A 7,498-nucleotide genomic window follows, 5' to 3' on the forward strand; every position below is an offset into this window, starting at 1 on the left:
CCGACACGGCGCGGGCGGCATAGGCCACACATCCCGACGCCGCCCGCGCCATGTCGGATCGCGAAAACCGCTTGCGCAACGTGACGGCATCTCACTGCACGCCCCGCGTCGCCCCTCCTGCGGCTCGCGCCGCGCGCCGTCCCTCCGCGCACGACTCGTGCGCCGGGCGAGGGGTCGTCGCCCGCGTTCGGTCTTGAACCATCTCCGCGAAAAGGATCCCCATTCCATGACCCGACACGTTCCCCGCCGGTCCCGCAAGGAGGAGGAGGCGCCGCCGGCGCCTGTCCGCTCCGCGCCCACCAGCCTCGAGGTGGTCGAGGCCTTCGACGAGTTCATGATGGCCTTCGAGGCGTTCAAGGAGGCCAATGACGAGCGGCTGCGCCAGATCGAGGAGCGCGTCTCCGCCGATGTGGTGACGACGGAGAAGATGGAGCGCATCAACCGCGCGCTCGACGAGCATCGCCGCCTGGTCGATACCCTCGTGCTCAAGCAGCGCCGGCCGCATCTGTCCTCCGGCCGCGACACGCCGTATCGCGACCTGCAGCACAAGGCTGCCTTCGAGAGCTATGTGCGGCGTGGCGCCGAGCACGAGTTGCGCGCCCTCGAGGCGAAGGCGATGTCGGCCGGCTCGGACGCCGACGGCGGCTATCTCGTCCCCGAGGAAACCGAGCGCGAAATCGGCCAGCTGCTGTCGCAGGCCTCGCCGATCCGCGCGATCGCCGGAATCCGCGAGATCTCCGCCTCGGTCTACAAGAAGCCCTTCGCGATTACCGGGCCCGCCACCGGCTGGGTTGCCGAGACCGCCGCGCGCCCGCAGACCGACGGCTCCACGCTCGCCGAGCTGTCGTTCCCGGCGATGGAGCTCTATGCGATGCCGGCAGCGACCCAGACGCTCCTCGACGATGCCGCCGTTGACATCGACGCCTGGATCGCCGCCGAGGTGCAGACCGCCTTCGCCGAGCAGGAGGGGCTGGCCTTCGTCTCCGGCAACGGCGTCAACAAGCCGAAGGGCTTCCTCGCCTACGACACGGTGGCCGAGTCCGCCTGGGAATGGGGCAAGATCGGCTATCTGGCGACTGGCGTCGATGGCGATCTGCCGTCGGCCAATCCCTCCGACCGGCTGATCGACCTTGTCTATGCACTCAAGGCCGGCTACCGGCAGAATGCCCATTGGGTGATGAACCGCCGCTTGCTCGGGGCGATCCGCAAGATCAAGGACGCCGACGGCAACTACATCTGGCAGCCGCCGGCGCAGGCGGGCGGTGTCTCGACGCTGCTGAACTTCCCGGTCGCCGAGGCCGAGGACATGCCGGATGCCGCCGAGGATTCCTTCTCCATCGCCTTCGGCGATTTCCGGCGCGGCTATCTGATCGTCGACCGGCTGGGGGTGAGGATCCTGCGCGATCCCTATTCGGCCAAGCCCTACGTGCTGTTCTACACGACCAAGCGCGTCGGCGGCGGCGTGCAGGACTTCGACGCGATCAAGCTCATGAAGTTTGGCGAGAGCTGAGCGGGGAGACAGCTCCCCGTCCGCGAGGTTCCGTCGTCCTGCCCGACCGCGCGGCATCCCGGCGCGACCGCGCGGCATCGAAGAGTCCCGCACCCCCGCGTCCCCCTCCCGCGCGGGGGGCAAGGGCGGCGGCTCCGTCCCGGCTCCGGGCGGAGCCGCTCTCGCCGCCCCTCGCCCCTTCCCTGCTTCAGGAGACCGGCATGACCCTGACGCTGACCGCGCCGCCGGCGGCCGAGCCGGTGGCGCTGGCCGATATCAAGACGTTCCTCAAGATCGAACACGACGACGACGACGCGCTGATCGGTGCGCTGATCGCCGCGGCGCGACTGCACGTCGAGGCCGCCGTCCGGCGGGTTCTGGTCAGCCAGGGATGGCGGCTGACGCTCGATGCCTGGCCGCCGCCGGCCGGTGCCGGCCGCCAGATCGACATTCCGCTCGGCCCGGTGCTGGCGATCGGGTCGCTCGCGGTGCTCGACCCCGAAGGGGTTGCCGTTCCGCTCGATCCCGCCGCCTGGACAGCGGATACCGCCGGCATTCCGGCCCGCCTCCTGGTCCGCGACGCGCCGCCGCCCGGTGTTCCGCTCGGCGGCATCAGGATCGACTATACCGCCGGCTATGGCGATCCGGCCGAGGTGCCCGCCCCGCTCGTCCAGGCGGTGAGGCTGATCGCCGCCCACTGGTACGAGACGCGCGAGCCGGTCGCCTTCGGCGGCCCTGCCAACATGGTGCCGGAGACCATTGCCGCGCTGATCGCGCCCTACCGGGTGCGATGGCTGTGATCGCGCAGCTCCGCCTGGCCAGCCTGCGCCACCGCGTCAGGCTGCAGGCCCCGGCCGCGGCCGACGACGGCGCGGGCGGCCATGCCACGACCTGGAGCGATGTCGCCACCCTGTGGGCGGCGATTGTCCCGGCCGGCCCCGGCTCGACCGCCGAACGCGTCGAGGCCGGCCGCCTCGAGGCCGCCGCCCGTCTGCGGATCACCATCCGCTACCGGACCGGCCTTACCCATGACATGCGCTTCGCCCTGTCCGACCGCGTGTTCGCCATTACCGGCATCGCCGATCCGGACGGACGCGGCCGCCATCTCGTCTGCGACTGCGAGGAGATCGTGCCATGACCGATTCTGCCCGTAACGCGAGTCAAAGCTTGCGGAGGTTTCCGCCGGCCGTGCCCGGCCGTCGTGCCTTCGGCGGCCGGATGCGGGCATGTCCCGTTCTCGATGGCCCCGGGCGCGGTCCGGCGGGCCTCGGACGCGGCGACGGCGACCTGCGCCAGCTGCCGCGACCCGAGCCGGAGCGCAGCCGATGAGCGCGGCGCTGGCGCTGCAGGCGGCGCTGTTCGCCGCGCTGCGCGGCGATGCCTTGCTCGCCGGGCTGACCGGCGGCCGCATCCACGATGCGCCCCCCCAGAACTCCGGCTTTCCGCATCTCGTGCTCGCCGACCTCGCCAGTGTCGATGCCTCCGATTCCGCACACACGGGGGCGGAGCATGTCGCCACCTTCCTCGTCTGGTCTCGTGCCGGCGGCCGGCGCGAGACGCTGGAAATCCTTGGCGCGATGACGGCCTGCCTCGACGGCGCGGCGCTGCCGCTCGACGGTCATCACCTCGTCTCGCTGGCCGTCGAGCGCACCGAAACCCGCCGCGAGCCGGACGGCCGCACCTTCCGCGGACTTCTGCGGCTGAGGGCGGTGACCGAAGCGCAATAGCTGCCGATCGGGCAGGCGGCGGCGCATCGCCCGTCACGGCGGCCTCTGCGGCGTGCGCGCTCATGCATCGCCGCGACCGGACGGCACACATCGAACCTGGAGACCATCCCGATGACTGCTCAGAAGGGCAGGGACCTGCTGCTCAAGATCGATTCCGACGGCACCGGCAATTTCGTTACCGTGGCCGGTCTCAGGACCCGCCGGCTCGCATTCGGATCGGACATCGTCGACGCCACCGACATGGAGTCGCCCGGCCACTGGCGCGAGCTCTTGTCCGGTGCGGGGCTGAAGCGCGCCTCGATCGCCGGCAGCGGGCTGTTCCGCGATGCCCAGTCCGACGCGCTGGTGCGCCAGCAGTTCTTCGACGGCGCGGCGCTCGACTACGAGGTGACGATCCCCGATTTCGGCGTCGTTACCGGGCCATTCCAGATCACCGCGCTGTCCCTGTCCGGCACCCACGACGGCGAGCTCGCCTTCGAGATCGCGCTGGAATCGGCCGGCGCGCTTGGCTTTGCCAGCCTGTGACGACGGCCATGGCCAATCCCCTGCGCGGTGAGATCGAGGCGGTCATCGGCGGCCGGCCCTACACGCTGTGCCTGACGCTCGGCGCCCTTGCCGAGCTCGAGGCGCGGCTTGCTGCCGGCGATCTGATGGCGCTTGCGGCCCGCTTCGAGGCGGGCAGGCTGTCGGCGGCCGAGGCGCTGGCGGTCATCGCCGCGGGGCTGCGCGGCGGCGGCAATGCGGTTACCGACGAGGAGGTCGCGCTGATGCGCATCGAGGGCGGTGCGGCCGGGTATGTGCGCCTCGTCGCCGCATTGCTCATGGCAACCTTCCGTCCAGCCGGCGGGTCGCAGGGCGGCGGCCTGCCCGCCGAGGGAGCATCTGCCGGTGGCTTGACGAGCGACCCTGACCGACGGCCATGAGCGCCCCACCGCCACCGGGCGAGAGCCTTGCCGCTGCGCTGTACAGGCTGGCGGTGGCCGGCCTCGGACTGACGCCCGCCGCTGCCTGGGCGGCAACGCCGCGTGAGCTGCTGCTGGCGGCCGCAGCGCTGCGCGGCGATGACGAGGCAGGCAGGCAGCGCCTGTCGCGAGCCGCGTTCGCTGCGCTGCTCGCCCGCTATCCCGACCGGTCGTTCGCCACCTGCACCATCGTGCAGCACGACGCCGTTTGCGACGGGGAGGACACAGGATGAGCGACGACCAGGGCAGTTTCGCACGGTTGTCGGCCGATATCGCCGCGTTCCGGGACGAGCTGCGGGCGCTCCATCGGCTTGCCTCCGGATTTGGCGGGGCCATGGCGCAGGCACTCGACGAGGCGATCGGCAAGGGTCGCGAGCTCGACGAGGTGCTGAAAGGCCTCGGCCTCAGGCTTGCCCGCCTGGCCATCGAGGCGGCGATGCGTCCGCTTGGCGAGCGGCTCGGCGCGGCGATCGCCGGCGCGCTCGGCGCGGCCGCGCCGGCTGCTGCGCCGGTCCGCGCCGCATCGGCTGCGAAGATCGCGCCCGTTCACGCTCCGCCCGTTCACGCTCCGGCGGCCATGCCGGCGACGGACCGCGGTCCGCCCTCCGGGTCCGGCACCTGGGCCGGAGACCATGGCCAGGACGAGCCTCGGGCCGCCGCGATGCTGCGTCCGGTCGCGGTCACCGTCAACATCGCGACGCCCGATGTGGAGGGGTTCCGGAGCTCGCGCGGGCAGCTCGCGGCGGAAGTTGTGCGCGCCATCGAGCGGGCGATGCGCCATCGCTGACCGAGCCTGCGCAGAATCCCGTCGGTCACGAAAATCGGTCGCAGGGTGGAACGTATCCGAAGGCTTTCGCATTTATCCGGCGCAAGCAGGATATCAGTTCGAAAACTCGCAAGGGCCAGACGAACACCAATGACGGTGGACGTATTGATCTGGCCTGCATCCGGAAAAGGAGCCAAACACCATGACCAATACTCATGTGACCAAGTTCATGACTGGAACTGCTCTGGCGCTGGCCCTCGCCGCCGCGCCGGCGCTCGCCCAGACGAGCGCGCCGGTCACCCAGGCCCCGGCGGCCGGCCAGGCCCAGGTTCCCCCGGCTGCGACCGACACGATCGGTCGGACGACCGCCGACGCCGCGCTCGGTCTGCCGACGCAGCCGATCCTGAGCCAGCTCGAGCCGGGCCAGATCACCTCGAGCGAGGTGATCGGGATGGAGGTCCGCAACAGCGCGGACGAGTCGGTCGGGTCGATCGACGACCTCGTCATCGACGAGCAGAACCGTGTCATCGCCGGCGTGGTCTCGGTCGGCGGCTTCCTCGGCATCGGCGCCAAGAACGTGGCCGTGAACTGGCGGGAATTCAGCTTCGACCCGGATGAGCGCATCGCCTCGGTGACCCTCACCCGCGAGGCCCTGGAGGATGCCCCGGCCTTCCGTGATCGCGAAGAACTCCAAGCCAAGCGCGAGGCCGATACCCCGACCGCCGCGCCGATGACCACCGACCGGCCGGCGGGCGCCACGCCGCCGACCACCCCGCCCGTGACGTCGGAGTGATGACCGACTGAACCCCGCGCAGACCCGGGCGGTTGGCCGGGCGCCCCCACCGACCGACCGCCCGACTGCCCTTGGCCGGCTCCTCCCCCGGGAGCCGGCCTTTCTGTGCCGGCCGACCGCACCGGCGACCCGGCGGCAACCCTGGCCGCGTGGCCGTTCGCGCGGCATCAGCCGGATATTCAGTCAGCGGCATCGGCCGCGGTGCCTCGAGGAGCATCCGATGAGCTTCCATGAGGTCAGGTTTCCCGTCGCCGTATCGCGCGGCGCCACCGGCGGGCCGGAGCGTCGCACGCAGGTGGTCACCACTGCCGGCGGCTACGAGGAGCGCAACCAGCAATGGTGCGACTCGCGCCGCCGCTACGACGCCGGCACCGGCATCAAGACGCTCGACCAGCTCCACCAGGTCATCGCCTTCTTCGAGGAGCGCCGCGGTCGCGCCCATGGTTTCCGCTGGAAGGACTGGGCCGACTACCGCTCCTGCCCGCCGTTGGCGCCACCGGCGCCCGACGACCAGCTGATCGGTACCGGCGACGGCCTGTCCACCGGCTTCCAGCTCGTGAAGGCGTACGGGCTCATGGTCGATCCCTGGCGGCGGACGATCGTCAAGCCGGTCCCCGGCACCGTCCGCATCGCCGTCGGCGGCGTCGAGCTGGCCGAGGGAACCGACTTCACCCTCGACGAGACGACCGGTGTCGTGGTGCTGGCGACGGCGCCCGCCATCGCCGAGCCGGTCACCGCCGGCTTCGAGTTCGACGTCCCCGTCCGCTTCGACACCGATCGCCTGTCGATCGACCTCGCCGCCTTCGATCACGGCGAGATCCCCTCGATTCCGGTGATCGAGATCAGGCTGTGAACAAGAGGCGAGGACGGACGAAGGCCGGACCGGGAAGACTCTGGAACAAGAGGCGAGGACGGCCGAGGGCCGGACCGGGAAGACTCTGGAACGACAGGCGAGGACGGCCGAGGGCCGGACCGGGAAGACTCTGGAACGACAGGCGAGGACGGCCGAAGGCCGGACCGGGAAGACCATGAAGACCCAGCCGGTCAGCGACCCCGCAGCTCGTCGGACACTTGCAAGGACGCACGGATCACCATGAAGACAGTCTCCGACGCGTTCCGGGCGGCGATCGCCGGGCCGGTGACGACGCTCGCCTGGTGCTGGCGACTCGAGCGCGCCGACGGCCTGGTGCTCGGTTTCACCGACCACGACCGCACCATCTGCTTCGGCGGGCTCGACTATCTGGCGGACAGCGGGCTTGCCGGCAGCGAGATCCCGGCAGGTCTCGGCCTGGCGGTCGCCACCCAGGATGTTGCCGGGGCGCTTGCTGCCGACGCGATTACCGAGGACGACATCGCCGCCGGCCTCTACGACGGCGCCAAGGTCGAGATCTGGCGGGTGGACTGGCGCGATCCCGACCGGCGGGCGCTGATCCGCGCCGGCACGATCGGCGAGATCCGCCGCGCCGGCATCGCCTTCACGGCGGAGCTGCGCGGCCTCGTCCAGGCGCTCGATGCGCCGGCCGGGCGCAGCTACCAGCGCCGCTGCGACGCCGCGCTCGGCGATCAGCGCTGCCGCGTCGATGTCGGCGTGCCTCCTGTCCGCGTCGGCGGCGTGGTCGCGGCCGCCGCCGAGGATCGCATCCTGCGGATCGCCGATCTCGATGCCGGTCCGTTCGCCGACGGCTGGTTCCGGCATGGCCGACTCGTCTGGACCTCCGGCGCCAATGCCGGGCTCGCCGGCGCGATCCGCGCCGACCGTCG

General features: G+C 71.3%; 11 protein-coding genes. All 11 read left to right on the forward strand.

Annotation, left to right across the window (positions count from 1 at the left end; all coding sequences use genetic code 11):
- The first annotated feature begins 226 nt into the window (after nucleotides 1-226).
- Nucleotides 227-1,510, forward strand: coding sequence for a phage major capsid protein (locus EDC22_RS17655; RefSeq protein WP_132808057.1), 1,284 nt, complete (start codon nucleotides 227-229; stop codon nucleotides 1,508-1,510).
- Between the two features lie 200 nt (nucleotides 1,511-1,710).
- Nucleotides 1,711-2,289: a head-tail connector protein gene (locus EDC22_RS17660; protein WP_132808059.1), complete on the forward strand. Its 579-nt coding sequence runs from the start codon at nucleotides 1,711-1,713 to the stop codon at nucleotides 2,287-2,289.
- Nucleotides 2,280-2,627: a phage head closure protein gene (locus EDC22_RS17665; RefSeq protein ID WP_132808061.1), complete on the forward strand. Its 348-nt coding sequence runs from the start codon at nucleotides 2,280-2,282 to the stop codon at nucleotides 2,625-2,627. Before EDC22_RS17660 ends, EDC22_RS17665 begins: the two co-directional genes overlap by 10 nt.
- Nucleotides 2,628-2,814: 187 nt before the next feature.
- On the forward strand, nucleotides 2,815-3,216 hold the full coding sequence (locus EDC22_RS17670; RefSeq protein ID WP_165926971.1) for a DUF3168 domain-containing protein: 402 nt from the start codon (nucleotides 2,815-2,817) through the stop codon (nucleotides 3,214-3,216).
- Between the two features lie 111 nt (nucleotides 3,217-3,327).
- Nucleotides 3,328-3,741: a phage major tail protein, TP901-1 family gene (locus EDC22_RS17675; RefSeq protein WP_132808065.1), complete on the forward strand. Its 414-nt coding sequence runs from the start codon at nucleotides 3,328-3,330 to the stop codon at nucleotides 3,739-3,741.
- Nucleotides 3,742-3,749: 8 nt separating this feature from the next.
- Nucleotides 3,750-4,139, forward strand: a complete 390-nt coding sequence (locus EDC22_RS17680) for a gene transfer agent family protein (protein ID WP_132808067.1) — start codon at nucleotides 3,750-3,752, stop codon at nucleotides 4,137-4,139.
- Complete coding sequence (locus EDC22_RS17685; protein WP_132808069.1) at nucleotides 4,136-4,411, forward strand: phage tail assembly chaperone; 276 nt, start codon at nucleotides 4,136-4,138, stop codon at nucleotides 4,409-4,411. The genes EDC22_RS17680 and EDC22_RS17685 overlap by 4 nt, the downstream gene beginning before the upstream one ends.
- A complete protein-coding gene (locus EDC22_RS17690; protein ID WP_132808070.1) occupies nucleotides 4,408-4,965 on the forward strand; it encodes a phage tail tape measure protein in 558 nt (185 codons plus the stop codon). The genes EDC22_RS17685 and EDC22_RS17690 overlap by 4 nt, the downstream gene beginning before the upstream one ends.
- A gap of 181 nt (nucleotides 4,966-5,146) precedes the next feature.
- Entirely contained in the window at nucleotides 5,147-5,737 is a 591-nt protein-coding gene (locus tag EDC22_RS17695; RefSeq protein WP_132808072.1) for a PRC-barrel domain-containing protein, read from the forward strand.
- Nucleotides 5,738-5,957: 220 nt separating this feature from the next.
- Entirely contained in the window at nucleotides 5,958-6,590 is a 633-nt protein-coding gene (locus tag EDC22_RS17700) for a DUF2460 domain-containing protein (protein WP_132808074.1), read from the forward strand.
- Nucleotides 6,591-6,830: 240 nt separating this feature from the next.
- The coding region (locus EDC22_RS17705) for a DUF2163 domain-containing protein (protein ID WP_132808076.1) at nucleotides 6,831-7,498 on the forward strand (668 nt) is incomplete at its 3' end.

Origin of the sequence: Tepidamorphus gemmatus, from assembly GCF_004346195.1 — a bacterium.
GTDB lineage: Bacteria > Pseudomonadota > Alphaproteobacteria > Rhizobiales > Tepidamorphaceae > Tepidamorphus > Tepidamorphus gemmatus.

Coding starts and splice junctions, on each gene's coding strand:
- EDC22_RS17685 (WP_132808069.1), top strand. CDS start 4,136: ATGAGCGCCCCACCGCCACCGGGCGAGAGCCTTGCCGCTGCGCTGTAC.
- EDC22_RS17695 (WP_132808072.1), top strand. CDS start 5,147: ATGACCAATACTCATGTGACCAAGTTCATGACTGGAACTGCTCTGGCG.
- EDC22_RS17675 (WP_132808065.1), top strand. CDS start 3,328: ATGACTGCTCAGAAGGGCAGGGACCTGCTGCTCAAGATCGATTCCGAC.
- EDC22_RS17665 (WP_132808061.1), top strand. CDS start 2,280: ATGGCTGTGATCGCGCAGCTCCGCCTGGCCAGCCTGCGCCACCGCGTC.
- EDC22_RS17655 (WP_132808057.1), top strand. CDS start 227: ATGACCCGACACGTTCCCCGCCGGTCCCGCAAGGAGGAGGAGGCGCCG.
- EDC22_RS17660 (WP_132808059.1), top strand. CDS start 1,711: ATGACCCTGACGCTGACCGCGCCGCCGGCGGCCGAGCCGGTGGCGCTG.
- EDC22_RS17670 (WP_165926971.1), top strand. CDS start 2,815: ATGAGCGCGGCGCTGGCGCTGCAGGCGGCGCTGTTCGCCGCGCTGCGC.
- EDC22_RS17700 (WP_132808074.1), top strand. CDS start 5,958: ATGAGCTTCCATGAGGTCAGGTTTCCCGTCGCCGTATCGCGCGGCGCC.
- EDC22_RS17680 (WP_132808067.1), top strand. CDS start 3,750: ATGGCCAATCCCCTGCGCGGTGAGATCGAGGCGGTCATCGGCGGCCGG.
- EDC22_RS17690 (WP_132808070.1), top strand. CDS start 4,408: ATGAGCGACGACCAGGGCAGTTTCGCACGGTTGTCGGCCGATATCGCC.